2 protein-coding genes are annotated in these 2,598 nt (G+C 62.6%); both read left to right on the forward strand.

Translation table 11 applies throughout. The features are described 5' to 3' along the window. Window positions 1-29 precede the first annotated feature (29 nt). Window positions 30-1,307: an MFS transporter gene (locus DAD99_RS21260; RefSeq protein ID WP_193343162.1), complete on the forward strand. Its 1,278-nt coding sequence runs from the start codon at window positions 30-32 to the stop codon at window positions 1,305-1,307. Window positions 1,308-1,369: 62 nt separating this feature from the next. Further along, a partial coding sequence (locus DAD99_RS21265) for an aminopeptidase P family protein (protein WP_193343161.1) occupies window positions 1,370-2,598 on the forward strand: 1,229 nt, incomplete at its 3' end.

Below are 2,598 nucleotides of genomic sequence, written 5' to 3' on the forward strand. Positions count from 1 at the left end.
GCGGCCAGAATTTTGAACCGGCTGACGGTGTGGTCAGCAAGGAAACGCGCCGCAGAGTGGTCGCGGCCAGCTTTATCGGTAACTTTGTTGAGTGGTTTGACTACGCGGTTTACGGCTATCTGGCCGTTACGATCGCGGCAGTCTTTTTCCCTGAATCGGATCCTCAGACGGGGCTTTTGCTGACGTTCGCCCTGTTCGCGATTTCGTTCCTGGTCCGCCCGTTGGGCGGGTTCGTCTGGGGCCATATCGGTGACCGGGTGGGCCGGCGGACAGCTCTTTCCCTCTCGATTTTGATCATGTCCGGTGCGACGTTCTGCATTGCCCTTATTCCGGGCTATGACACGATCGGCATCTGGGCTCCCATCCTGCTTTTGATCATCCGGGTGGCGCAGGGCTTCTCCGCCTCNGGTGAGTACGCCGGAGCTTCGGCCTTCCTGGTCGAGTATGCCCCTGCCAACAAGCGTGGCCTGTACGCCGCGGTTGTTCCCGCCAGCACCGCAGCCGGNCTGCTCCTCGGTTCTCTTCTTGCAGGCCTGTTGACCGCNTTGCTCAGCACCGACGCGATGCACAGCTGGGGCTGGCGCCTGCCGTTCCTGCTGGCGGCCCCGATGGGCCTGATCGGNCGCTACATCCGGACCAAGCTCGAAGACACCCCGGTGTTCCGCGAACTGGCCGCCGAGGGCGAGGCGATCAAGGCGCCGGTCTCCAGTCTGTTCCGGAAACACTGGCGGCAGCTGCTCCTGGCCGTCGGAGCCGTGCTGCTCAATGCCGTCGGCTTCTACGTGATCCTCAGTTACATGCCGACGTACCTGTCATCGGAGCTGGGGCTCGGAGCCACCGAATCCTTCCTGGCCACCACCATTGCGCTGGTGACGTACATCGGATTCATCTTCCTGACCGGGATGCTTTCGGACCGCTACGGCCGCAAGAAGGTCCTGATCAGTGCATCCATCACCTTCATTGTGCTGACCGTGCCGGCCTTCGCCCTGCTGGGAACCGGAAATTTCCTGGTCATCGTCCTCGTCCAGATCCTGCTGGGCGCCATGCTCACCCTCAATGACGGGACACTTCCGAGCTTCCTCGCCGAAATGTTCCCCACCCGTGTCCGTTACAGCGGTTTCGCGGTCAGTTTCAACCTCTCCAACGCCCTGTTCGGCGGTACCGCCCCGTTCATGGCCACACTCCTGATCGCAGCCACGCACAACAACCTGGCNCCGGCCTGGTACCTGGTCGCAGCGGCAGTCATCTCCCTGATCGCCGTCGCACTCTCCAGGGAAACGGGCAAGGAACCGCTGCGCCACGAATAGCCCGGCCAGCGCTGAAGACTTTCCACCCCCGCAAACCGCAGTCAAGAAAGGCATCACCCACAATGACCACCACAGCATCTGAAAACGCCACAACCGTCGCCGAACTGGAGCGGACCAAGGTCCTCAATAACGGCCAGAAAGTCTCCCTGACCTTTTCCGACACGGAGTTCGAGCACCGGCTCGCCGGCCTGCGCCGGATCATGGCCGAGAAGGAGCTCGACGCCGTCGTCCTGACCAGCTACCACTCCATCAAGTACTACTCCGATTTCCTCTTCACCACCTTCGGCCGCTCCTACGCCATGGTGGTCACCAAGGATGACAACGTCACCGTCACCGCCAACATCGACGCCGGCATGCCGTGGCGCCGCAGCTTCGGCGACAACCTGGTCTACACGGACTGGCGCCGGGACAACTACATCTTCGCCATCCAGGAAGTCCTGCGGACCCGCGGCATCAACCCGCGCCGGCTCGGCGTCGAAGACGACTCCCTGCCCCTGGATAACCGCAACAAGATCCAGGCCGCTTTCTCCGGTGCCACCCTGGTGGACGTGGCCCATGCCGCCATGCGCCAGCGCATGATCAAGTCCGCCGAAGAAATCGAGGTCATCAAGCACGGCGCCCGGATCGGTGACCTGGGCGGCGAAGCCATCCGCAACGCCATCACCGCCGGTATCACCGAGTACGAGGTAGCCCTGATCGGCACCGAGGCCATGGTCCACGAGATCGCCCGCACCTTCCCGGACTCCGAAATCCGCGACACCTGGGTATGGTTCCAGTCCGGCATCAACACCGACGGCGCCCACAACTGGGCCACCACCCGCAAAATCCAGGAACACGACATCCTGTCCCTGAACTGCTTCCCCATGACAAGTGGCTACTACACAGCACTGGAACGCACCCTGTTCTACGGCGAACCCGATGCCCGCTCGCTGGAACTGTGGAACATCAACGTTGAGGTCCACAAGCGCGGCCTCGAGCTGATCAAACCCGGCGCCGTCTGCAAGGACATCGCCGCCGAGCTCAATGAAATCTACGTGGGCCACGGACTGCTGGCCAACCGCACCTTCGGCTACGGACACTCCTTCGGCGTCCTCAGCCACTACTACGGCCGCGAAGCCGGACTGGAGCTCCGCGAAGACATCGACACCGTGCTGGAGCCGGGCATGGTGGTCTCCATGGAGCCCATGATTACCGTCCTGGATGGCCAGCCGGGCGCCGGCGGCTACCGCGAACACGACATCCTCGTCGTCGGTGAAAACGGTGCCGAGAACATCACCAAGTTCCCGTTCGG

Origin of the sequence: Pseudarthrobacter sp. AB1 (genome assembly GCF_014926485.1) — a bacterium.
In the GTDB taxonomy this organism is placed as follows: domain Bacteria; phylum Actinomycetota; class Actinomycetes; order Actinomycetales; family Micrococcaceae; genus Arthrobacter.